Source organism: Aureispira anguillae, assembly GCF_026000115.1.
Taxonomy (GTDB): Bacteria; Bacteroidota; Bacteroidia; order Chitinophagales; family Saprospiraceae; genus Aureispira; species Aureispira anguillae.
The window spans coordinates 4,177,423-4,202,709 of the sequence record NZ_AP026867.1; the positions used below are offsets into that span (position 1 = coordinate 4,177,423).

The 25,287-nt window shown below is 36.7% G+C and carries 19 protein-coding genes; 4 read left to right on the forward strand and 15 right to left on the reverse strand.

Features of this window, described 5'->3' with window-relative positions:
• Positions 1-31: 31 nt before the first annotated feature.
• The 13 genes from ftsZ to AsAng_RS16500 form a co-directional block, all read right to left on the reverse strand.
• Positions 32-1,483, reverse strand: a complete 1,452-nt coding sequence (gene ftsZ / locus AsAng_RS16440; protein WP_264788195.1) for a cell division protein FtsZ — start codon at positions 1,481-1,483, stop codon at positions 32-34.
• 164 nt (positions 1,484-1,647) lie between these two features.
• On the reverse strand, positions 1,648-2,961 hold the full coding sequence (gene ftsA / locus AsAng_RS16445; RefSeq protein ID WP_264788196.1) for a cell division protein FtsA: 1,314 nt from the start codon (positions 2,959-2,961) through the stop codon (positions 1,648-1,650).
• A gap of 86 nt (positions 2,962-3,047) precedes the next feature.
• Complete coding sequence (locus AsAng_RS16450; RefSeq protein ID WP_264788197.1) at positions 3,048-3,845, reverse strand: cell division protein FtsQ/DivIB; 798 nt, start codon at positions 3,843-3,845, stop codon at positions 3,048-3,050.
• Positions 3,846-3,949: 104 nt separating this feature from the next.
• A complete protein-coding gene (gene murC, locus AsAng_RS16455) occupies positions 3,950-5,299 on the reverse strand; it encodes a UDP-N-acetylmuramate--L-alanine ligase (RefSeq protein ID WP_264788198.1) in 1,350 nt (449 codons plus the stop codon).
• A gap of 39 nt (positions 5,300-5,338) precedes the next feature.
• Positions 5,339-6,517, reverse strand: coding sequence for an FtsW/RodA/SpoVE family cell cycle protein (locus AsAng_RS16460; RefSeq protein ID WP_264788199.1), 1,179 nt, complete (start codon positions 6,515-6,517; stop codon positions 5,339-5,341).
• A 51-nt stretch (positions 6,518-6,568) separates the two neighbouring features.
• Positions 6,569-7,981, reverse strand: coding sequence for a UDP-N-acetylmuramoyl-L-alanine--D-glutamate ligase (murD, locus tag AsAng_RS16465; RefSeq protein ID WP_264788200.1), 1,413 nt, complete (start codon positions 7,979-7,981; stop codon positions 6,569-6,571).
• 10 nt (positions 7,982-7,991) lie between these two features.
• Complete coding sequence (mraY, locus tag AsAng_RS16470; protein ID WP_264788201.1) at positions 7,992-9,245, reverse strand: phospho-N-acetylmuramoyl-pentapeptide-transferase; 1,254 nt, start codon at positions 9,243-9,245, stop codon at positions 7,992-7,994.
• 74 nt (positions 9,246-9,319) lie between these two features.
• Positions 9,320-10,771, reverse strand: a complete 1,452-nt coding sequence (locus AsAng_RS16475; protein ID WP_407655337.1) for a UDP-N-acetylmuramoyl-L-alanyl-D-glutamate--2,6-diaminopimelate ligase — start codon at positions 10,769-10,771, stop codon at positions 9,320-9,322.
• A 26-nt stretch (positions 10,772-10,797) separates the two neighbouring features.
• Entirely contained in the window at positions 10,798-13,017 is a 2,220-nt protein-coding gene (locus tag AsAng_RS16480) for a penicillin-binding protein (RefSeq protein WP_264788203.1), read from the reverse strand.
• 53 nt (positions 13,018-13,070) lie between these two features.
• A complete protein-coding gene (locus AsAng_RS16485) occupies positions 13,071-13,448 on the reverse strand; it encodes an FtsL-like putative cell division protein (protein WP_264788204.1) in 378 nt (125 codons plus the stop codon).
• A gap of 212 nt (positions 13,449-13,660) precedes the next feature.
• Positions 13,661-14,593, reverse strand: a complete 933-nt coding sequence (gene rsmH, locus AsAng_RS16490) for a 16S rRNA (cytosine(1402)-N(4))-methyltransferase RsmH (RefSeq protein ID WP_264788205.1) — start codon at positions 14,591-14,593, stop codon at positions 13,661-13,663.
• Positions 14,571-15,053 carry a division/cell wall cluster transcriptional repressor MraZ gene (gene mraZ / locus AsAng_RS16495; protein ID WP_264788206.1) on the reverse strand — a complete coding sequence of 161 codons (483 nt, stop codon included), beginning with the start codon at positions 15,051-15,053 and terminating at the stop codon, positions 14,571-14,573. The genes rsmH and mraZ overlap by 23 nt, the downstream gene beginning before the upstream one ends.
• A gap of 694 nt (positions 15,054-15,747) precedes the next feature.
• Positions 15,748-16,554: an SMI1/KNR4 family protein gene (locus AsAng_RS16500; RefSeq protein ID WP_264788207.1), complete on the reverse strand. Its 807-nt coding sequence runs from the start codon at positions 16,552-16,554 to the stop codon at positions 15,748-15,750.
• A gap of 195 nt (positions 16,555-16,749) precedes the next feature.
• Here AsAng_RS16500 and upp point away from each other — a divergent pair, with 195 nt between their 5' ends.
• Positions 16,750-17,406 carry a uracil phosphoribosyltransferase gene (upp, locus tag AsAng_RS16505; protein ID WP_264788208.1) on the forward strand — a complete coding sequence of 219 codons (657 nt, stop codon included), beginning with the start codon at positions 16,750-16,752 and terminating at the stop codon, positions 17,404-17,406.
• Positions 17,407-17,467: 61 nt separating this feature from the next.
• Here upp and AsAng_RS16510 read toward each other — a convergent pair whose 3' ends face one another.
• A complete protein-coding gene (locus AsAng_RS16510) occupies positions 17,468-18,700 on the reverse strand; it encodes a metallophosphoesterase (RefSeq protein ID WP_264788209.1) in 1,233 nt (410 codons plus the stop codon).
• 751 nt (positions 18,701-19,451) lie between these two features.
• On the opposite strand from AsAng_RS16510, the gene AsAng_RS16515 reads away from it, so the two are divergent.
• A complete protein-coding gene (locus AsAng_RS16515; protein WP_264788210.1) occupies positions 19,452-21,902 on the forward strand; it encodes an outer membrane beta-barrel family protein in 2,451 nt (816 codons plus the stop codon).
• Positions 21,903-22,466: 564 nt separating this feature from the next.
• Here the strand turns inward: AsAng_RS16515 and AsAng_RS16520 are convergent.
• Complete coding sequence (locus AsAng_RS16520) at positions 22,467-23,369, reverse strand: alpha/beta fold hydrolase (protein WP_264788211.1); 903 nt, start codon at positions 23,367-23,369, stop codon at positions 22,467-22,469.
• 224 nt (positions 23,370-23,593) lie between these two features.
• Here AsAng_RS16520 and AsAng_RS16525 point away from each other — a divergent pair, with 224 nt between their 5' ends.
• Together AsAng_RS16525 and AsAng_RS16530 are read left to right on the forward strand one after the other, a co-directional pair.
• Entirely contained in the window at positions 23,594-24,073 is a 480-nt protein-coding gene (locus AsAng_RS16525) for an SRPBCC family protein (protein ID WP_264788212.1), read from the forward strand.
• A gap of 35 nt (positions 24,074-24,108) precedes the next feature.
• Positions 24,109-25,242: a DUF2891 domain-containing protein gene (locus AsAng_RS16530; protein WP_264788213.1), complete on the forward strand. Its 1,134-nt coding sequence runs from the start codon at positions 24,109-24,111 to the stop codon at positions 25,240-25,242.
• Positions 25,243-25,287: the final 45 nt, after the last annotated feature.

A 25,287-nucleotide genomic window follows, 5' to 3' on the forward strand; every position in this document is an offset into this window, starting at 1 on the left:
ATTATATTTATCGCAAAAAAATGCGCCGTAATTAATCTACATTATCGTGTAAAAAAGAGTTATTGTCCTTTACTTCGGGTTCATCATCATCCGAAATTGTCCATTGAGAAACCTTAGAATCTGAAGAATGTTCAACATTATCCAAAGAAATACCCTTGCGGAGGTAAGCTGGTTTGTTTTCCAATTCGTTCAAAACCTCTGGATTATTCAGTTTTACGCTCAAATTTTTCAACCGTTGTCTGCGTTCTTCCAGTGTTTCTGTTTTTTCTACAATTTTAGGCTCTTCTTTCTGAATATTAGGCTTTACAAAGGGTTCTTTTTCAATTGAATACTTCGGCTTGTTACCACTTTGTTTTTTTTTACTAAAATTGAACTCAATTGTCTCAGAGTTATCTTCTAAATCCTTGTCAAAAAAGGAAGTTGACGAAGGCTTAGTAGTCGTTCTTTCGTCCTCTTCATCCAAAGAAACACGAACCTTCTTTTCAACAGGACGTTCTTCTTTAGCAGCTACTTTCTTTACCGTCTGCCCAGTTTCAAAACCAGTTGCGATAACAGTAACAGAAATTTGCTCTCCTAAAGATTCATCAAAACAATTCCCCCAGATAAGGTCTGTACCATAACCTGCTTCTTCTTGAACATATTCGGTAATTTCAAATACCTCATCCATGGTTACTTCTTTGGTACCAGAAGTAATGTTAAGCAAGATATGTTGAGCTCCTCTAATGTCATTGTCTTCCAACAAAGGAGATTGCAAGGCAGCTTCAACAGCACGAAGTGCTCGATCATCGCCCTCCATCGTAGCCGTTCCCATAACCGCAACTCCAGAATCACGCATAACCGTGTTAACATCTTCAAAATCGACGTTTACATAACCAGGAACGGTAATAATTTCAGCAATACCTTTGGCAGCAGTCATCAAGATATCATCAGCCTTAGAAAAAGCTTCACTAAGGTTTAGATTTCCGTGAATCTTACGCAATTTATCATTAGAAATCACAATCAAGGTATCCACATTCTTTTTCAACTCTGCTAGACCCTCCATTGCTTGTTTCATACGTCTACGCCCTTCAAAAGTAAAGGGAACCGTAACGATTCCTACCGTTAGAATGTCCAATTCTTGAGCAGCCTTAGCAATAACAGGAGCAGCACCAGTTCCAGTTCCACCACCCATTCCTGCTGTAACAAACAGCATTTTGGTTCCATCATTGAAGTATTGCTTCACATCGTCCAAAGACTCTATGCAAGATTCTCTACCAATGACAGGTTTAGATCCTGCACCACGCCCCTCTGTCAGGGTTGGTCCCAATTGAATTTTGTTGTGAACCGCACTAAGGTTCATGGCCTGATTATCTGTATTGCAAATAGCAAAGTCAACACCTTCAATACCTTTGTGGTACATGTAGTTAACCGCATTGCTACCACCACCACCAACTCCAATTACTTTGATTATTGGCTTTGAATCATCTGGCATATCGAATTTCATAATAATTACCTTTATGTTACAAGTTCGAGGGCTTGCGCCAATACGGATTATAGGGACAACCCTTCTCCGCTTTAAAATTTCATTTAAACTACAAATATAAAAATTCTCTGAGAGAATCCTTAATTAAGAATTAAGAATGTTTTTAATTCTTAATTCTTAATCGGCTAAAGGTCACCATCTGGCTCAGCTTCAAACCACTCTTTGGTGCGTTTAAATATTTTTTCATACCATTTGTTCCCTTCCTCTACTTCTACTGTTTGTTTGCTTTGAGTAGCAGGAACCGCATTGGAACTATAGTCTGAAGAACTTTCGTAGTTATAACCACGTTGCAATTCTTTAAATCCATTTAGGATTAGCCCTATGCTAGTAGCATAGATCGGGCTCGTAATTTCTTGGTCATAACCATGAGCTAGGCGTTCTGTTGGGATTCCCATACGAGCAGACATTCCTGTGTGCAATTCTACCAAATCGGTAATATTGCGCAACAAGGCACCACCACCCGTTAGAACAATTCCACCAATTAGCTTACGCTCATAACCTGAACGGCGGATTTCCCAATAAATTAAATCCAAAATTTCTTCTACTCGTGCTTGAATGATGCGTGCCAAATTAATTTCAGAAATTTCTTTGTGTGAACGCCCTCTCAAACCAGGAATTGTAATGATTCTATTTTCAGAAACAGCATTTGCCATAGCACCGCCAAACTTTACTTTTAATTTTTCAGCTTGGTGTCCCATCACATTGCAGCCTTCTTTGATGTCCTTCGTGATAATATTTCCCCCCAAAGGCACCACTGCCGTATGACGGATAATACCCTCGTGAAAAATCGCCAAATCGGTAGTTCCTCCTCCAATATCAACCAAAGCAACCCCAGCCTCCATTTCTTCTTCGCTCAAAACAGAAGAAGAAGAAGCAATCGGTTCTAAGGCCAAAGAGGCCATTTCTAAGCCTGCCTTTTGTACACACTTAGCTATATTTTTGGTAGCTGTTGTTTGTCCTGTAATAATGTGGAAATTTGCTTCCAAACGAATTCCAGACATTCCAATAGGATCAACAATGCCTTGCTCATTATCCACAATATATTCTTGAGGAATTACATGGATAATTTTGTCACCAGGAGGCAAAACCAACTTATACATATCTGAGATCAAATCATCAATATCCTCTTGAGAGATTTCATCGTGCAAGCTATCACGAGTCAAAATACCACGGTGTTGCAAACTCTTGATGTGTTGTCCTGCAATCCCTACATTAACAACGCCAATTTCTACTCCCGAACGACGTTCTGCCTCAGCAATGGCATCAGAAATAGCCTTCACCGTTTTTTCAATGTTAGACACCACACCTCTTAAAACACCCACTGATTCTACTTTACCAGTTCCAAGTATTTCTAATTTGCCATGCTTGTCCTTGCGCCCTACCATAGCGCAAATTTTGGTAGTTCCTATGTCTAAAGCGACAACAATTTGATTTTCCATAATAATCCGCAATTTATTTGGTTTCTTTATCTTTTTTGTTTTGAGTAGTCATCAAGGCAAAACCTTAAGACAACATTTCTTTTGTATCATCTTTTTTTGGCCACTACCTGACCTTTGAAAGCCAAGTTAATGGTCTTAAATTTACTCCATCCCTCTACAGGCAATCCATCGTGGTAAAACACCTCCAAACGATGAAACTTGTCTTCTATATCTTCATCAGGAGCCCCAAACTTAATTTTATGATCTCCCAACTTCGGAATCAAAGTAGCTTCGCCACTATGATCAATATGTATTTGTTCGAATTGAGCCTTCCAAAATGGGTGTTGCTCAATAAATTGAATCAACTTAAAGGTTCTATTTAGACGATGATGAGGAATATTTAAATAATTATCATCAAAATGTCCAATTTTGCCAGTTACCACCATAACTCTTGCTGTGAACTTAGGAGAAGTTCTAACCCTTGCCCCATCCTCGTCCAGATAATAACTAGGGTCCTCCTCGTCCATAATTCGTGCAATTGGGACACGCTGCTCGATCGTAATGTGAACATTATTTAAAGCATCAATATAAACATCTGCATTTTTAATAAAGATGTCCGACTCTAGCACTTCTTCAACTTCCTCAATATCGATCAACTCCAAAGGCTGTCCTACAATAGCATGCCTAAATTCACGAAATAAAATTTCTGTCACATCTCGCTCTCTTACAAATTTATTTTGCACCTCATTTTCAACAATTGTAATGGTCAATCCATCTTCTCCAACAACGCTCTTTTTGCGATATTGAACCGCTGCTATCACCAATAATAAAACAGCAAGCCCCCCTACTATCAATGATAGTCGCTTAATAATCCATGACATTCTTTTGGGGTGCACGTTCATCATTTGCTTTTCTTATTTTGTATTTTTTATATTATAATTAATCTAAAAATTTGAACTCTATATATTATGTTACAAATCTTTAAATAGTTCCTTTAAATTTTAATTTTTTAGTTTTTAGCCAATATTTTTACAATATCAGGCACTAAAACCCCAATATCACCTGCTCCTAAGGTCATTAAAACCTCTATTTCTTTTGCTGCTAACGTCTCTAAAAGTGTTTCTTTTTTCTGCAACACTTTATTCTTATTTTGCATTTTATCAAAAATAATTGCCGAAGTAACCCCTTCTATAGGCAGCTCTCTAGCAGGATAAATATCCAACAAAATAACCTCATCCAAAGCGTCTAAAGCAGCCGCAAACTCTTGAGCAAAATCCTTTGTTCTAGAATACAAATGAGGCTGAAAAACTGCTGTTATTTGCCGATCTGGATACAAATTTCTAGCTGCGCCAATGGCTGCTTTTAGTTCTTCAGGGTGATGGGCATAATCATCGATATAAACTTGATTGGCACTAGTATATTTGAACTCAAATCTGCGCTTAATTCCCTTAAAAGAAAGCAAGGCTTCACGAATTTTATCTTCTTCACAATTTAATTGTTTAGCCACTGCAATTGCAGCCGTTGCATTCAACACATTGTGATGTCCTGGCAAGCTAAATTTTAAGTTTTTTAACACGGTTCCCATCCCCTCCCAATCAAAAATAAAATAAGGCGCTTCTGCTCGAATATTCGTTGCACGAATACCTCCCTCCTCTATGCCATAATTTTCCAATTGAAGGTGATCTTTTTTTCGATCTTTTAATGGCAAATCATATTTGTAATAAACCGTATGATTAACCTGATTGACATAATCAAAAAAAGTTTGGTGCATGGCTTCCTTATTGCCATAAATATCCAAATGATCTGCATCCATGGATGTAACAATTGCCAACTCTGGATTTAACTGCAAAAAAGAACGATCAAACTCATCTGCTTCCATGACCACCCAATCTGACTTTCCTGCAACAAAATTAGAATTAAAATTCTCAGCAATTCCTCCCAAAAAAGCAGTACAATCAATCCCACAAGTACGCAACAGATGAGTTAAAATAGCACTAGTTGTTGTTTTGCCATGTGTTCCTGCCACTCCAATTGTTTTCCGATTTCTGGAAACAATTCCCAATACTTCTGCTCGTTTTTTGACTGGATAGCCTTGCTCCAAGAAATACGTCAATTCTTGATGCGTTTTTGGAATAGCTGGCGTATAAACCACCAAATCAATCCCATTTGGAATTAGAGATACATTATCTTCATAATGAATCTTCATTCCTTCTTGTTCCAATGTTTTTGTAAGAACTGTTTCTACTTTATCGTACCCAAAGATCTCTATTCCCAAGCTATTAAAATAGCGTGCCAAAGCACTCATTCCAATTCCTCCAATCCCTACAAAATAGATTTTTTTAAGTCCGTCTAATTTCATTTTTTATCATTAAAAGATTGTGCCTATAATTCGTCTTCTTTAACTGTCCAAAGCGACTTGATTTGCATCATTTGTTTTGGAGCCTTCTCCCACACTTGTTTCTATATATTTGCTAACACTAAGAATAATTCCTAAGGAAATTCCTGTAAATAAAAGCGAAGTTCCCCCCATGCTTACAAATGGCAACGTTAGCCCTGTTACTGGCAACAAATTCACATTAACCGCCATGTGTACAAAGGCCTGAATGACCAAACTAAAACACAAACCTAAAGCTAACATCGCTCCAAATGCTTTGGGGCTACGGGTTACCAAACGAATGCAACGCAATAATAAAGTAATATAAAGTCCAATGATTACCATTGCTCCAACCGTTCCATATTCTTCTACGATAACACAAAAGATATAATCAGAATAAGAGTGTGGCAAAAAATGCGCTTGCTGTGCATTTCCTGGCCCTACGCCCAAAAAGCCTCCTTGTGCAATGGCCATTTGCGCCTGTTCTACCTGAAACTGATCTCCTGTTGTTCCCAACCAAAAATCCCTCAAACGACTAATCCATGTTCCAACTCGTATAGAATCGGGGAAAAACTCAGAAAGCATAATCAAAATAGCAAAAGCTCCTACTCCTAACATCATTAAGGAAAATACATTCCTCATTTCTACTCGACCAATAAACATTAATAGGACACAAGTAAAAAATAAAATTAAGGCAGAAGACAAATCAGAAGGTGCTATTAAGCCACAAACTAACAACACAGGAATGATTAATTCTCCTAACGCTACCTTTTTGCTCTGCATCAACGACAAGGTTCTAGCCGTGTACATAATTAACGCAATCTTGGCAAAATCTGAGGTTTGAAACGTCACCCCAATAAAAGGAATTTTAATCCAACGAGTTGCCTGATTTAAGGTTTCCCCCAATAATTGGGTATAAACCAGCAAAGGAACTGCTATGACCAGAAAAATAACCGATAATCGCCCATATTTCACATAATTTACCATGTGGCAAATATAAATCAATAGCATAGCTGCACAGAGCAAAACAATATGCTTTACCAAAAATGATTCTGTATCCACTCCTGTACGTAATGCCAAAGCCTCTGCTGAACTATAAACAGTTAGCACGGAAAATATAGCTAGTAAACCAATGACCAACCATATTACTTTGTCGCCTTGTAAAAGTGCGCCGACTTTGGTTTGTATAAATTTTACGTCCATTATTTATTTTTAATCCTCTGCCAATTTTTAGCTGAGTAATGTTATTTTGTATCAATTGTCCGATTGATGGTCAACTGGATTCATGTTAATATTGAGGGTTAAATTCACCTGTATGCCCTCTGTCATAATTTTGTGCTGTTCGAACAATAAATCTTTAAATTGATTGCCTCTTGCTTTGTAATTTTCGAATAGATCAAAACTAGAACAAGCAGGTGCCAATAAAACAGCATCCCCTGGCTCTGCATACAAACTAGCGATCTTTAAGGCCTCTCCCATACTTCTGGATTCTACAATAATCTCATGAATGGGCTCAAAAGCTTTTTGTATCAAACTATTGTCCTTTCCTAAACAAACAATAGCACGAACTTTTTCTTTGACCAAAGCAAATAAAGAAGTATAGTCATTGCCTTTATCTATACCGCCAACAATCCATACAATAGGTTTATCCATCGCTTCCAAAGCGTAATAAACAGCATCTACATTGGTTGCTTTACTATCGTTAATGTATTCCACTTCGTTAAGGACAATAACCGATTCTAAACGATGGGGCTCATTTTCAAAGGTGCGAAGTCCTTCCATGATAGTCTCATTAGAAATTCCCATTTTGTTAGCCGCTCGAATGGCACAATGAATGTTAAAATAATTGTGTCGCCCCTTAATTGTCAAGGCAGATATTGGCATTTTAAAAGCGATTTCTGGCACGGTCAACCATTCTGTTTCTTGCTCCTCTTTTCCTATAGACACAGGAATTAGAGCTCGTTCTTCTCCCTTATAATAATGTTCAAACCCATATTGAATGTTATGATCTGCTTTGTTGTATATAAAAACTTGTTCTGCATGATCATTTTGTACAATTCTAAATTTAGAAGCAATGTATTGTTCTAATTTATAATCGTATCGATCCAAATGATCAGGAGTTATATTTAACAATACTGCTATTGCTGGATTAAAAGTAGTCATGTTGTCCAATTGAAAACTACTTACTTCTACCACATAAAAAGCACAATCTTTTTGAGCGATTTGTTTTGCCAAACTAAAACCTATGTTTCCTGCAATTCCTACGTCTAAACCAGCTACCGCCAAAATATGATGAATTAATCTTGTCGTTGTGGTTTTTCCATTGCTTCCTGTTATTGCTATAATTTTAGCCTTGGTATAACGGCTTGCAAATTCCAACTCATCGATTAACTCGATGCCCTTTTCTTTTAATTCCTGAATAAAATCGATATGATCTGGAATACCAGGGCTTTTAATAATTAGATCCGCTGTCTCTAAAATGCGCTGTTTGCTATGTCCTCCCTCTTCATAAGCAATCCCTTCCTCGTTCAATCTTTTTTTATATACCTCGGCAATTTGCCCTGCATCAGAAACAAACACAGCAAATCCTTCCTTTTGAGCAAGCATAGCTGCCCCTACCCCACTCTCGCCAGCACCTAATATTACTATGTTTTTTACCTTGCTCATGCTTTTTATATTATCTAACCTTCAATGTTATAATTGTTAATACCGCCAAGAACACCCCAACAATCCAAAATCTAGCAACAATTTTAGATTCGTGCATTCCCTTCTTCTGAAAATGGTGGTGCAAAGGAGACATCAAGAAAATGCGCTTCCCTGTTCCAGTTTTCTTTTTGGTATATTTAAAATAACTTACTTGCAGCATCACAGACAGGTTTTCTGCCACAAAAATGCCACACAACAATGGAATTAATAATTCCTTGCGAATCATAATGGCTAAGGCCGCTATAATTCCCCCCAATGCCAAACTCCCCGTATCCCCCATAAATACTTCTGCTGGATAGGCATTGTACCACAAAAAGCCAATACAAGCCCCCAAAAAACAAGCAGAAAAAACAACCAACTCCCCCACATGAGGTACATAAAGTACTCCCAAGTATTCTGCTAAAACATTATTTCCTGACACATAAGCAAACAAGCCTAATACTGCACCAATAATAGCCGAAGTTCCTGCTGCCAAGCCATCAATCCCATCGGTTAAGTTCGCAGCATTTGATACCGCAGTCATAATAACGATAACAAAAGGTACAAAAATTAACCAAACCCAATATTTAGCATTCTCTCCTAGAAACCACAAGAAGTACTGATAGTCAAACTCATTCCCTTTAAAAAAAGGCACATTTGTCATGGTTGTTTTGACATAATACATATCTTCCTTGTAGGTTATTTTATCCCCATTGCTATTTCTAGCAAATCGCTCTACAGGTACAGTTTTTACAATTTCATAACCATATTCCTTTGCTGTTGCCTGATCTACTCGAACAACTACATCATCATGAAACAACATCACAGAACCAATAATAGCCCCTAAGACTACTTGCCCCAAGATCTTGTAACGCCCCGCCAAGCCATCTTTCCCCTTGGTCAGTTTCATATAATCATCTACAAAACCAACCGTCCCCATAAATAGGGTGGTTAGCAACATCATTTGAATGTAAACATTCGTCAAATCTGCCAATAATAAACAAGGCACTAAAATAGCCATGTGAATCATTAGCCCCCCCATCGTAGGAGTTTTGGCTTTCGTTTCCTCCCCTGGTAAACCCAATGCTCGCTGCTTTTCAATAATTTGCATTCGCTGAATCAATCCAATAATTTTTTTGCCAAAAACCAAGGTAATTAACAGCGAAATTAAAACAGCTATACCCGCTCGAAAAGTCAAGTATTGAAAAAGTCTAACATCCAGTATTTCAGCTAACCAGTATAACATTATTCTATTAATTTGAAGATTTCCTTATTTAAAATTACGAGCCGATTACAGCAAGTCTTTATTATCTAATTCCATCATTCATTTAAAGCATTCCTTAATTCTTCCTTGTCATCAAAAGGATATTTCACCCCATTGATTTCTTGATATTTTTCGTGTCCCTTTCCTGCAATAAGCACAATATCGCCACGATTTGCCAAGCGACAAGCCGTACGAATTGCCTGTCGTCTATCTGCAATTATTAATGTCTTCCTAACCGCATAGGGCGGAACCCCTTGCTCCATATCTAGCAAGATTGCCTCTGGTTCCTCCGTACGCGGATTATCGGAAGTTAATAGAGTCTGTTGACTATAGTCACAGGCAACCTTCGCCATAAGAGGACGTTTGTTTTTGTCCCGATCTCCCCCACAACCTACTACAGTTATAATCTGTTCATTGCCTGTTCTCAATTTATCAATCGTCTGCAATACCTTTTCTAAGGCATCAGGAGTATGTGCGTAGTCTACAATTCCCACAATCCCCTCTTTTTCATTTTGTATATAATCAAAGCGCCCTTCTGGAGCTCTTAAATTACTCATTACCGCCAAGACCTCTAATTTATCAGCCCCTAACAATCTAGCTGTTCCATAAACTGCCAATAAATTATACGCATTAAAACCACCCACCAAGCGAGCAAAAAATGCCTCGCCATCCAAATCTAAAACCAATCCCGTCAGGTTATTCTCAATTACTTTTGCTTTATAATCTGCCATCTGGCGCAGGGCATACGTAACCTTTTTAGCGGCTGTATTCTGCAACATCACCTCTCCTCTTTTGTCGTCCAAGTTCGTTAGTGCAAAAGCCGTTTTTGGCAAGGCGTCAAAAAAGCCCTTCTTGGCATAAATATAATTTTTAAACGTCTTGTGATAATCCAAATGATCGTGTGTTATATTTGAAAACACCGCTCCTTCAAAATGAATACCAGCAATTCGTTTTTGGTCTACCGCATGTGAACTAACCTCCATAAAAGCGTATTCACAGCCTGCATCATTCATTTTCACCAACAACTGATTTAAGGTAATCACATCTGGTGTCGTATGCGTACTCGGAATCACTTCCGTACCAATTTTATTTTCTACCGTAGAAATTAAACCAACAGTATATCCCAACTGAGTAAATAAATCATACAACAAAGAAACTGTTGTAGTTTTTCCGTTGGTTCCAGTAATTCCTACCAGCTTAAGTTTTTGGGATGGAGCACCATAAAATCGGCTTGCCAACTCCCCTAATACTTGAGCACTATCATTGACCTGTATATAAAGAACATTTTCTTTGGGCTTATCCACCTTTTCGCACAACACAACACAAGCTCCCCTTTCAATGGCTTTATCAATAAACAAATGCCCATCTGTTTCCACCCCATTGATCGCTACAAATAAAGCCCCATCTTCCACCTTTCTAGAATCAAACTGAAGACTTTTGATGGTTGGATTATCAAAAGGTCCTATTGATCGGTATTGGATTCCTTCTAGTAATTTATTTAATTTCATACGCATGATCTACTCCACATTTAACATTATCCCAATACCAATTCTATGGTATGGGCTTCATTGACCGAACGCCCAGGTTTAATCGATTGCGATTTTACTTTTCCTGAACCTCTAACCTTTACTCGTATATTTCTATTTTCCAACAAATACAAAGCATCTCTTAAGCCCATGCCCACTACATTCGGTACTATTTTGTCCTGTACGTTTCGAGTCATTAATGCCAAAGTATCATTCTTGACACGGCTAACCGCCCAACGAGTGGTCGATTGATCTTTATAAGGCATCTTTAACGATTCCATTAATATTGTAAAATCATTCTTAAACCCAACCTGTAAATCAGGCATTCTAGCACTTACATAAGCCGTTGCAGTATCATTAATTGCATTGTGGACATCTATAATTTTAGAATAACACTTATCAGCAATTTCCTTAAATACAGGTGCAGCTACTCGACCACCGTAAAAGCCAACCCTAGGATTGGTTACCACAACAATACAAGAATAAATAGGCTTATCCGCAGGAAAATATCCCGCAAAAGAAGAACGGTACTTTTTAGCGACGCCCTTATTTCGATAAGCTTTATAATTAATAATTGCCGTACCTGTTTTGCCTGCAATGGAATAATGTTCTGGTTTAATATTTTTTGCCGTTCCATTCTTTCCTGCCACTACACTCTCTAACAATCCTCTTACATAGCCAATTGTCTTTTCACTTACCAAACTACGATTAACAATGTCAGGTCTAAATTGCTGTTCTACCTTTCCAAACGATCGAATTTCTTTCACAATATGTGGCTTCATCATCTGACCATTATTCGCAATTGTATTGTATAAATTTAGGGTTTGAAGAGGTGTTAAGTACGACTCGTACCCTATCGACATCCATGGAACTGTAATACCACTCCAATCTCTGTATTCAGGGTCTTTAATAAAAGAGGAACCTTCGCCAGAAAAACCTAATTTTGACATTTCAAATTTCAGCCCTCTCAAATACTCAATAAACTTTTTTTGAGATGCTTTATCTTTGTTGTAATATTGATTGGCCAATCGAGCAACCCCTACATTAGAGGACAACTCAAACGCCTTTTGAACAGAAGTATTTGTCAATCCATGATAAGAAGCATCTTCCATTGTTTCTTCATAGAATTCAATACGTCCCTTATTCAAATTAACGGTATCGGTAGGTTTTACATAACCATGTTCAAACAAAGCCATCATTGTAGCCAATTTGAAGGTAGAACCAGGTTCAGCGGCCTCTGCAATGGCATAGTTTTTAGTTTCCCAATAGGTCGTACGTTCTTTGTTAAAACCAATGTTAGCAATGGCCTTAATTTCTCCTGTAGCTACCTCCATTACAATAGCACAACCATGATCTGCCTGATTGTCTTGAAGTGTCTTCAACAAAGCCTCCTCTGTAATATCCTGAATATTAACATCCAAGGTAGTAACAATATCTTTTCCTGCCTTGGGCTCTATCTGAGACATATCAGTAAGTGGCACCCAAATATTACTGCCAATACACTTCATTGGTTTCAAGGTTTCTTCTCCTGACAAAACATGGTCAAAAGCTTCTTCCAAGCCCACTCGCATAGTATCAACTACCGCCATTCCATTGGCATCCTTAATCGTATCTCCTCTTTCTGTTACTTTTACATACGATCGAATATACCCTACAGTACGATGTGCCAACATCTTAAAAGGATATTGGCGCTTGCTCATTTTATCAATAATTAGCCCACTTTTGTACTGCCCTCCTTTATTGAATAATGGAAATTTTTTAATTTCTTCCAGTTCCAAATATCCTACGTTTTTACGAATAGGAAAATAACGATGCCCCGCATCCCTAGCAGCTTTTAATCGATTTCGATAAGCACCAACGGTATACTCATTGTCTACATATTTTGCCAAACAAGCAGCCAAGGTATCGACATACTTCATAAAGGTATCCTTGGGCACTACTTTGGTGTCAAAATGTAGTTTAAAATAAGGCAAAGATGTAGCTAATAAGCTTCCACTTTCCGCCAAAATATTTCCTCTAGGTGCTTCAACAGGACGCAATGCAATATAGATACTATCTGCTCTAGCTCTTAGTTCGTCCCCATCCATATACTGCACCTTTCCGATCTTTAGTATAATCACTAAAGCGGCTATAATAGTCATTAACATGACTACATAGATGCGCCATAAAATAGCGTTTTTGACATCTACAGTTTTAGCTATATTTTTGGTTTGGTCTTGTCCTGACATTGAGTGTTGTATCCTTGTGTAAATAGAGTAATAAACCTATTTTGTGCGCTTTATTACCTATTTCTTTTGTCTTTGTTTATAATTTTTTTGGGATTGGTCTCTAACTCCTCTAATCCCATCTTTTTTACTTTCTTTGCTACAATTGATTCCATACTCTGATACATAAGATCTGATTTTTTGGAATTGCTTTCCCAGCTAATTGATCTCAAGTCTTTTTGTATGGCTTTAATCTCTTTGATTGTCTGTACTGCATAATGAGAATTAGCAATATAAATAACTCCTAAAAAGGCTAGATAGAAGATAAAATGAATGTTATTAAATAAATAAAAGGCACTCATATTTAAACCATTCATAAAAGCAGGCTGCTTTCTAGGCTTGGATTGGCGCTTGGGCGCTGCAGTTGTGGATTGTTTTAATTTATTTTCAGCCATTTCATTCCTTCACTTTATGCTCTTTTGGGTTTCGTTTTTTAGTTGTATATTCTTTGCTTGTTTTCTCTTTGTTCTTGTTTTATTCTTTCTGCTATTTTTATTCTTTTATTTGCCGTGGGCGAATCTTCTTATTTGCCGTGGGCGAATCTTCTTATTTGCCGTGGGCGAATCTTCTTATTTGCCGTGGGCGAACACTTTGGTTCGCCCGTACGTCAAATAAATAATAGCGGTTTCTTGTCTGTCCGTTCTGCTATTCGCATTTTAGCGGATCTAGCTCTTGGATTTTCTTTTATTTCTTGTTCCGTCGGAAGAATAATTTTTTTATTTATTGCTTTTAAAGGTTGGTAAAAATTGCCATAATCATCTTTTTCAGGTTCTTTTTCAAAAGTCCCTTTCTTAATCAAATTTTTAGCCAGTCGATCTTCTAAGGAATGATAAGAAATGACCACCAATCGTCCTCCAGTATGCAATACCTCTGTTGATTGCCAAAGCATTTCTTTTAATACCTCTATTTCCTCATTCACCTCCATTCTCAAAGCTTGAAATACCTGAGATAAATAACGATTTTTTTTCCCTTTTATACACTTATCAATCGCAGCAACAAAATCACCTATTGTCTTTAGCACCACCCCTGATTCTCTAGTTTTGACAATTAGCTGAGCCAAAGTTTTTGCGTTTCTGACCTCACCATACATTCCAAAAATATGCTGCAATTGTTGGGCATTATAACTATTAATCACCTTTTCGGCTGTCAATTCGGCTCCTTGATTCATACGCATATCCAACCGTGCATCAAATCGAAATGAAAAGCCTCTATCTGCCGTATCAAACTGATGAGAAGAAACGCCTAAATCAGCCAAAAGCCCATCAATTTTTCGCACTCCTTCTAATCTCAAAAAACGTTTTAAGAATCTAAAGTTATGCGGCAACAATCGAAACCTAGAGTCATCGATAATGTTCTCAGCAGCATCTGCATCCTGATCAAAAGCATAAAGGCGACCATTTTCGCCCAACCGTTTTAATATTTCAGTAGAATGCCCTCCACCACCAAATGTAACATCTACATAAACTCCATCAGGCTTAATATTTAAGCCTTCAATACTCTCTTGTAATAAAACAGGATTATGATAATTCAATTTCTCCATCTTGACTTCCTCCATTCAAATTACCCATGACTTCTTCTGCCAAAACATCAAAATCCATTGGTTCATCATTTAATAAAGCTTCATAATTTTCTTTAGACCAAACCTCGATTTTGTCAAAATAAGCAAAAAGCACCAGCTCTTTGTTTACTTGTCCATAATCCAATAAGGTTCTAGGGAAAAGCAATCTAGAATTACTATCTAACTCTAACTCAGTTGCTCCTCTAAAAAAATAACGAACAAAATCTCTATTCTTTTTTACGTATTGATTTAGCTTTTGAATATCTTTGGAGATTGTGTCCCAAGCTTGTCGAGGGTACAACACCAAACATTTTTCAAAACCTCGGTTTAATACAAAGCCATCCTGTGCCAAATCACCTAGCTGTTTGAGCAAGGGAGCTGGCAATCTTAGACGACCTTTTGCGTCAATTTTGCAATTGTATTCACCAAGAAATTGTATCATTTAGAGTTTTTTGTTAGTTATAACAAATCAAAAATACCATTTTTCCCCACTTTTTACCACTTTCTACCACTTTTTGTAGAAAATAATTCCCCCTATTTACAATTTTCTTTTTTTTATTTGCCAAATTGTGTACTATTCTCACAGAAATCAGTGCCTTAGACACCTTTATTTATAGGCTTTTCTAGACTTCTTATAATTTTTTTGCTTACAAACCTAGAATTTGTGGGATTTTTTGGCTTTTTTTTATAGAAAGTGGAAAAATCAACCTTTTTTTCTGGAGAAAAAGAAGTAAGTGGTAAAAATCAACCAACGAAGTGGGAAAGTGTGGGAACTGATTCAGCTTAACTATTGAGCAATAGCTAATCACAAAATTTTGACCTTCATTTAACATAAAACACAGTAGCTACAAACTACTGCTATAGAAGCTTTTAATAAAACGCAAACGATTTTTAATTAATTCCCGTCCCAATACAGCTAGATCGTTAAAAATTTCACCTTTATTAATAGAAAAATATAGACTTCTATAAACGCAACATCTCACTAGCTTTCAAAGCCTTAGCACTTTAGCAGCAAAAAACATATAATACCAATAACCTAGCTTTGCTAGCTCATGCAATAATGTGCTGCTATCAGCTACGTCACTGTCACTTGATTTTCAACGAAGTAATAAAAATAAACAAGGAAGCAAAAGTAATTATAACAAGCCTTTGATTTGGTACATTTCTAACCACAATGCACGACCTGACACATCCCCTTCCGACCATTTCTCTAACCATTCCAACATCGTCGAATGATGCTTCCAAACACAAGATTGCCAAGTACTATTTTCTTTTTTTAGGTTTTTGTCCAACACATAAATCGCCCCATCAGGGCTTGCACAGTCTACTAGAGAATAAATATCTGCCCCCCAATACAAAAAAGGAACTAACAATTTAGACAGCTCCCAATCCCAATCTTTAATTTTAGCCGTATGAATATCCTGATAAGCCTGAGCAATAGTAAGCTTATCTATTTTAGGGTCTTCTGCCAAGAGAAAAAAGCCATAATCGGGACCAAAATCGCCATTCCCTAAAGACAGATACAATTGCTTTACAATAGAAGGTAAAATCAACCCAATTTTGTTTTCTAAATTTTTAAATTGATACTTTATTGTACTCTTTTCTAAGCCCGTAGTCGTTTTATTAAATTTATTAGACAACTGTTTTACAACAGCAGCTTCCTTGGTCAAACTATAAGACAATTTGACCATTCGGATATGCCCATTTATTTCAAACAATTGATAGACTCGTGTCTCTGAATACCAGCCCTGTTGCAAGGCAAAATCAATCCATACCTTAATCTGTTGAGGAGTACAAGTAGCAGAGTCTGTACCTTTTTGAATAATAACCAAACACTCTGTCGGGTCTATGATATTATAAATTGTACATTCCACAACATTCAGCCAATTAAACACCTTCAATTCCCAACGATAATGTTGTTGTCCTATCGTAATTGTATTCATTTTTTTATGCGTATTCCTTGATACAAAACTCTTATTCTCTCAAAATTAATCCAAAGAATGGGGCTAATAAATATACTTTCCTATAATAAATTTCACTTCAATCGAATTAAATCAAGCCCTCGAATAAAATCTAAGCTTTTTTTTTTACTTTAGACCCCAATAGCCAAAGTTTTTCTACAAAAAAAATCAATCACTATGCCTGTTATTAATTTATCTGCTCAGAACTCCCTTATTCATCAATTTATTACAGAACTTAGAGATATTGACATTCAAGCTGACCGCATGCGGTTCCGAAAAAACTTAGAACGCTTGGGAGAAATTTTTGCTTACGAAATTAGCAAAACACTAAGCTATGGAGAATTGGAAGTAGAAACCCCAATGGGAATCGCCAATTCCAAAATTATAGCGGTTCAACCTGTATTGGCCACTATATTACGAGCGGGTATTCCTATGCACCAAGGGCTACTTAATTTTTACGATCAATCAGACAATGCTTTTGTCACAACTTATCGCCGTCAACACAAAGATGGGACATTTGAAATCCATATGGATTATGTTTCTTGCCCAATTCTTGATGATCGTCCTTTGATTATTTGCGATCCTATGGTTGCTACAGGTATGTCTATGACGACAGCTATTGAAGGCATTCTCCAACATGGCACACCTTCTCATATTCATATTGTTACTGCAATTGCATCTACTGATGGAATAGAACACCTAGAACGCACACTCCCTAAGGCTACCATTTGGGCAGCAGCGATAGATGAAGAACTAACCGCTCGATCTTATATCGTTCCTGGATTAGGAGATGCAGGAGATTTAGCCTATGGAGATAAAAATATAGACAGCTAATAATTCGATCCATAAAAAATAGATTGGAGGTGCATAAGGGCGCTTCCAATTTCTTTTTTAGCTATTTCTTTTTTAGTTCAAACAGTGTTATTTCAGGAAACATACCTACCCTACCCGCAAAACCTAAGAAACCAAAGCCTCTGTTGACATACAAAAGCTTGCCTGCCTCTTTGTATAAACCTGCCCAATGTTTGTAAACATATTTAATTGGGCTCCACTTAAACATTGGCAAATCAATCCCCATTTGCAAACCATGTGTATGACCACTAAGTGTTAAATGAATATGTTTGTCATACGCTTTCACTTTGTCTTCCCAATGGGTAGGATCGTGTGACATTAAAATCTTAAACTCATTTTCAGCACAACCTGCTGTTGCTAAATCTAAATCTCCTTTCTTAGGAAAATGTCTACTACGCCCCCAATTCTCAACGCCTATCAAACGAATGTATTCACCATTTTTTTCTAGCTTTGTATTCTCATTAAGCAACAAATTAAATTCCATCTTTTTATGATGTGCTTTTATCTGCTCTAAGTTTTTCTGACCATGTTCGTCACTATCAAACATTCTTTTATACATGGGATAATCGTGGTTTCCCAAAACAGAAAACTTGCCATAAGGGGCTGTCAAATACCTAAAGTCCTCCAAATAAGGTTCTATTTCATGAGCATAACTATTCACCAAATCACCTGTAAAAAGAATTAGATCTGCCTTTTGATTTTGTAGCAACTGAATACCTCTACGAACAGCAGTTGCATCGTCAAAACTTCCAGAATGTATATCCGAAATTTGAGCAATCTTAAAACCATCAAACGCTGCTGGCAGATCGTCAAAATCAAGCACTTGGTGGTGTACTGTAAAATTGTACTTTCCCCAAGTAATTCCATATAAAAAAGAAGCAAAAGGAATTCCCCCGATTAAGGTTCCTGCTTTTTTCAAAAATCCACGTCTATTTCCTCCCCCAGTTTCTCGCTCTCTCTTCCTCACAGAATGATAAACCCAAGCCAATATATTACCCAGATCATCTAAGACAAAAAAAGCGCCTACAAATAATTCGCAAACTAAAAAAGAAATCATTAACGCTAAGGAGTAATTAGAAAACACACTAACTTGGCTAATTCCCCCTGAAAAATTGTTAAATAAGGTATACAGCCCTCCTATCATTGATAAGATGGAAATCAGCCCTAGACCGACCGCCAACCAGCGAAATAGCGGGCGCTTAAATAAACGAACTAGATTATAGTAGAGATAAAATTTAAGCACTAGTACTAATCCCCAAAAAGCAATTCCTCTCATCCTAATGTAAATTGTAGTTTTTAGTCTTTGTTAATAATATTGATTTTTTTGTTCCTGATCCTTCGTATTCACAAAAGTTATAACACGGAATTGCATTAAGAGTTTAAGTTATCAGGTCTTTATCTTTTAAGAAAATCGTATATTTTTTGACTTCCTTAACAGTTCTCTTTTCGACAAAATAAAATATAAATCAGATAAACCTATCCCTCGATCTGTTTAACCCATCTATTCCTTCGAAGAATGCTCCTTTTATAGTTGATTTTTTTGGTTTACAACCTTAACATTTATTTAAATACCAGGGTTTACATTTTTACAATTTCAGTAAGCATCCTTGCTTTATTTTTGTTCTATCATTTTGTCAGCGTTAAAAAAATAAGCATTATCATTTTAATAGAATAATTATATTTATAGAAAAAATGTTTTAAACCTATTTTTTCTACAAACTAGGATAAAATGATCGATTATTTTCAACAAAAACACTATAAAACTTACTTTATAAGTACTTTTTTATCAAAACCAGCAGTTGTCGTATTTTAACGATCATTAGTCGCAAAAAGTTGTTTGAACATATCTTACAGATTAATTTTGAATTATGACGAATAAACAAAGGGAAATAATATAAAATTTAGAAACCTTATTTATACAGCCATATTCAAGCAAGTAATCTTATTTTTTAAATGATACATTTTCTAGTAATTTATTGTTTTTTAAACTTAAATTTCTAGACTTATCTGTAAGAAAAACAGCACCTATGAAATTACTATTAACACATCTATTATTAGTAGGTATAATTAGCTCTAGTTTAGGGCAAGGTCAAGCTCCTCCTAGTGGTACTATGGAAGGAACTGTTCAAGATGCCCAAAGTAAAGAAGTCATAGAATTTGCGACTATTTCTATTCATCAATTGCCTGATTCTACCCTCATAACAGGAGGGATTACGAATGAAAAAGGTGTCTTTGAAATTAAAAAAATTCCCTTTGGGAACCATTATGTCAAAATTGACTTTATAGGGTATAAATCTAGTATTCAAAACATCAGTATATCCGCTCAAAAACCTAATATTAAATTGGCACCAACATTATTAATCATAAACTCGACCAGCTTGCAAACAGCAGAAGTTACTGCCGAGACCAACATGATGCGTTTAGGCATTGATCGAAAGGTTTTTGATGTAGAAAAAAGCCAGCTTAATGATGGAGGTAATGCAATTGATGTATTAAAAAATACTCCTACCCTAGATGTTGATATGAATGATAATATTAGCCTTAGGGGAAGTCAAGGGGTGAGTGTACTCATTAATGGCAAGCCTTCTGGTTTAAATGGAGCAAATCGTGCTGCTATTTTGAGACAAATTCCTGCTAGCATGATTAAAAATGTTGAAATTATTACCAATCCCTCTGCAAAGTACGATCCTGAAGGGATGACAGGGATTATTAATATTGTACTTAAAAAAAATAAAATGCAGGGCATCAGTGGAAATATTGCTTATACCATTGGTACCATGGCGAACAAACATAATGTAACAGCAGGGATCAATTTTAGAAATGAAAAAATAAATGTATTTGCCAATTATAATTTTAATTATAGGGGGTCTTATAACTCGGCGATTGCCAACCGCAAAAATATATTTAACGACGGTAGTTATAACTTTTTAGAGGAACATGCCATGGGTAACCATGTTAACTATGGGCATTTTGCCAAGGTGGGCTTTGATTATTTCATCAATCCCAAAAACACCATCTCGCTCAATGCTTCTATTAACCCAGGAAAGGGAGTAGCAGCGGATAGTATTTATTATACCTTTTTGGATCAAACTAAGGAAATTACTTCCAAGAGTTTACGATCTATCCCTAAAAAAGATGCCCCACTAGGCATGAATTATAACCTTAATTATACTACTGTATTTAAAGACCCTAAACAAAAACTAGAGTTTGATGCAAACTATTCTTATTTCAACGATCAGATAATTAATCGTTATAAACAAGAAGATTTATTGGTGCCTAGCAATAGTCCTGCATTGCAATACAATTCGGATATTAGAAACAACCACATTCTAAATATACAATTGGACTATACCCATCCTTTTAAGAACAAAGGAAAAATGGAGCTTGGTGCTAAAGGTGGTTATCGGTTGATCAACAATGATTTTGAGTTCCAAAATTATAATTATGCCAACCAAGATTATGAAACGGACTTGGGCATTAGCAATAATTTTCAATATTCTGAACAGGTATATGCCGTTTATGGTACCTACGGGCAAAAAATTAAGAAGTTTAGTTTTCAAGCAGGGCTTCGTTTAGAACAGGCCTTAACAAGCTCTTATTTGATTACAACGAATGAGCGATATACCAACAATTATTTTAGCTTTTTCCCTAGTGCTCATATTGGCTACGAATTGCCTAAAACACAACAAATACAATTATCATATAGTCGACGAATTAATCGACCAAGAATACATTCTTTAAATCCATTCGGAGATCAGACCGATCCACAAAACATACGAATCGGAAATCCATATCTGAAACCTGAATACATCAACTCAATCGAATTAACATATGCAAAATACTGGAAAAAAGGCTCTTTCACAACAAGTTTATACTATAGACATACAACCGATGTTATTCGCAGACTGTATAATGTGGATGCCCAAGGAGCTGGTTATATCCAGTTCACCAACTTTGACGAAGTCCACTCCTATGGAGTAGAACTAGCAAGTAGTATTCAGTTATTAAAATGGTGGAGAATGAACGTGAGTATGAATGCTTATCGGATGCAAGAAGATGGAAGCAACCTAAGCGATCAATATAGAAATAGTTCTTTTGGAGGGCATGCTAACATAGGTTCATCCTTCCGTTTACCGCTAGATTTTGGTGCGCAATTTAATTTATCTTATCGAGCACCTATGGTGCTAGTTATTGGCAATATCACAGGGATGTTTCGCAGTTCTTTTGCGATTAGCAAAAGCTTCTTGAAAAGATCGCTAAAAATCACCTTGAGTATACAAGATCCTTTTAATGTCATGCAATTTGGGTATGACTTAGCAGATACTAACTATAGTGTACAAGGAACACATCGTTGGGAATCCAGAGTAGCCCGTCTTAGCATCAGTTATGATTTTGGTAAGATGGACATGGGTACACGAAGACGAATGAATCAAAGAGGCTCCAACGCTGGAGGCGGCGGAGGAGGCGTGGGTTTTTAATAACATAAAGTAGTTATAACAGAATAGATAAGTAAGAGAATAGCAAGTTTTATAGATTGATCTTTTTGTACTTTTTATCGATTTGCACATGTATTATTTGTTATTCCCTTTAGACTAGGCTTATCCAATTCATTTTACAGCACAATGTAGCTACTTTTATTCTTGCTCATACATTACTGAGGGGTAACATAGGCAAGCAAGTAATTTGTCCCCACAACCTCCCAGAGCAATCTGGGAGGCTCTTTTTAACGTTTAAAACAACATAGATTAACCATCATAAAGACGTACTTTAATTGCTACTTTAATACTAAATTAAATAATGAATTCGCAAAATAGTTATGATTAGTATCAGTAGTATTAAGCCTTCCTCCAGGAAAAGCTTGGAGGGGGCTTTTTTTAACGATCCCCCCCTTTTATAGGGTAAAAAATGCATTAGGTCGCCTTGCAACTATCCTAATGCTGTATAAACTACTATAGATTGCTAACATTATGCGTTGTACAATCTGAAAAAACAGTACAGTAGTAGCTTTTCCCTTTGGGCTTTCTTAAGCCTGAGGGGATTTTTTATTTTCCTACTTGTGCCTCCAAAATTGCAGCAAAACTTTCGTAGGCTTGTGGTGCTACTTCAATTCCATGCCCTATCTTAGACCAAAAGAAAGCCTTTTTAAAATTTGGAAGGATCTTTTTGGCACGTGCTACTGTTTTTTTAGCATCTACCAAATGATCGTCTTCACAAAGGATCAGATAAACAGGTGTTTTTACATCACTTAATTCTTTATCCGAAAACTTATAGGGGTAATCACAACCAAATTTAAAATTTTGAATGACGTAATATTGATACTCTGATAAGAACTCACGACAACCTTCTTTTAGTTTTAAGGCAGGATCTAACACCATCTTTTCTAGGTACAAATCTATATTTTTATTGGACGGAAAAAGCATGTGTAATGCATTATACCACATTGCCCTAGGTCCTAAAGATATATATTGAATTCCAACAGGATTAAAACCAATGAGACAGCTTACCCGTTCTGGTGCCGCTTTTGCCAATTTTAGCATCAATTGTCCACCAAAAGAAGCCCCTGCAACAATCACCTTTTCTAACTTTAGTCCATCGATTACCTCTTTTAGCCAATTGCCATAACCATCTCCTTTTACGGCAGGTGTCTTTCCCGAACTCAAACTAGGCTGACCGATCACATCAACCAAATAAATTCTATAATCCTTATAAAAAGGGGCTAAAGTTTGATTTAAGTCCCAAAACAGTCCACAGGTTCTAAAACCAGGTAAAAACAATAGAGCAGGTTTACTGCTGTCCTCATGAGATTTTGTCCAAACATGTGTTTTGCCATAGACAGTTTCTATAACTTGGGCTTGATAATCCAATTGATTGTGCTTCATAAGTCGCTGGTTCCAATCGGCTAGCCAATCCTGCCCTTCTTTGGTTTTAAATTTAGATGCTTTCATTTCCTAAGTTTTAGATTGAAGTCAATAATAACCATTATTCCTCATTCAGCCAAGTAGCCATGTATAACTTTGCACAAATGAATAAAAATGAATATCTTAAATTCAATAATAAGGTGTTCTACTATTAATGCCAATATTAATCTTATGTTTTATTAAACTTTATTTGCAGATAGTGAAGTTATTATATGCCCTCTAATATTTTCCAAGCACACAATTTTTCTAGCATGCCAATCAATAGCAACAAAGCAGTAACAACAAAAACTACTTTTAGCAGAACTACTTCCATCGAAATTAATATCCAAGCCAACAAAACAATTGTTTGGAACCTACTCACCAATGTTGAGGATTTTTCTCGATGGAATTCTACAATTATATCGCTAGAAGGAGAGATTCAAGAAGGCAAAAAAATTCAATTAAAATCTACGACTGATCCATCTAGAACATTTAACTTAAAGGTGCATACGGTACAAGCCGAAAAATCCATGATTTGGTCAGATGGCATGGCTCCTTTTTTTAAGGGGGTGCGCAAGTATCAATTAATGGACAATCCCGATGGCAGTGTTACGTTTTCTATGCAAGAACGATTAGCAGGGATCTTTTTTGCTTTAGCAGCCAAACACATTCCTAGCTTTGATGCTCCTTTTGAACAATTTGCTGCCGATTTAAAACAAGAAGCAGAACTACTTCAACAGACTAAAAAATAAACGTATATCTTCTACTTATCTACTAAAATACAACAATGAAATCAACCGCAATTTTTCTAGTACTTTGCTTGCTTATATCTTGTACTCGTAAAGAAGAATCTGGCGCTCAAGAAGCAAATTTAGACCCTACTCCAAAAGACAGCATTGCACAAAATGTAACTACCCCAAATCTACAACTTGATTTACAAGAAGCCAACCGCCTTGCCCAACTCCCATTGGCTTGTATTCTTACCGAGTTTCCAAACAAACTCAATCAAGTACTGGCAAGTGAGTTCGATCTTCAAACACCTAGCGAATTGCATCCTGCTTTTTATGGTTGTTTTGATTGGCATTCGGCGGTACATGGTCACTGGTCATTGGTCAGTTTACTAAAGCAGTTCCCCGCTCTAGATAGTGCGACTTTTATCCGAGAACAACTAGCAGACCGACTTTCAAAAGAAAACATTCTTGCAGAAGTTCGTTATTTTGAACAAACACACAACAAGAATTTCGAGCGGACATACGGCTGGGCATGGCTGCTCAAATTAGCCGAAGAGCTGCACAATTGGGACGATTCTCTTGCAAGAGAATTAGAGAATAACCTCTACCCCTTAAGCAACCTCATTGCCAATAAATATATTGAATTTTTACCTCAATTGGTTTACCCTATCCGAGTAGGCACACATACCAACACTGGTTTTGGTTTAGCTTTTGCTTATGATTATGCGTTGACGGTTAACAATAAAGCGTTAAAAGAAAGCATTGAAAAACGAGCAAAAGCGTTTTTCTTAAACGACAAAAACGGTCCCTTGGCTTGGGAACCCAACGGCTATGATTTTCTTTCTCCCTGCTTTGAAGAAATCGATATTATGCGCCGTGTATTATCCCCAGAAGAATTTTCTACTTGGCTCAAAAACTTTTTGCCAGAACTGTCTAAACCGAATTTTAAATTAGAACCTGGTATTGTTTCCAATCGAGAAGATGGTCATTTGGTTCATTTAGATGGGCTAAATTTTAGTCGTGCTTGGTGCCTCTACGGCATTGCGAAAAGCTTGCCCAAAGAATATCGACACCTTGAAAAAATTGCTCAACAACACATCCAACATTCTCTGCTTGCCATTACAGATGGTAATTATGAGGGCGGGCATTGGCTGGCGAGTTTTGCTATTTATGCCCTAACTAGCAATTAACATTAAACCGTTGAAGATTTGAATTGGTGAAAATGCCAATTCAAA